A 231-nucleotide genomic window follows, 5' to 3' on the forward strand; every position below is an offset into this window, starting at 1 on the left:
AGAAAAGGTACAAGCCATTTTTGATCAAGTAGAAGCGGGTACGCTAACGAAAGAAGAAGCGATGAAGCAACTTGATGAGGCGCTAGGGTTGAACGGAGATAAAAAAGCTACAAGTAACCCATCGAACTTTGATGAAATTTCAAAAGAAAAGGTGCAAGCCATTTTTGATCAAGTAGAAGCGGGTACGCTAACGAAAGAAGAAGCGATGAAGCAACTTGATGAGGCGCTAGG

The 231-nt window shown here is 42.4% G+C and carries 1 pseudogene; it reads left to right on the forward strand.

The features are described 5' to 3' along the window. A pseudogene (locus KVT27_RS26845) lies at nt 1–231 on the forward strand (hypothetical protein); the annotation flags it as partial.

This window comes from Lysinibacillus sp. GbtcB16 (assembly GCF_019091145.1).
GTDB lineage: Bacteria > Bacillota > Bacilli > Bacillales_A > Planococcaceae > Lysinibacillus > Lysinibacillus fusiformis.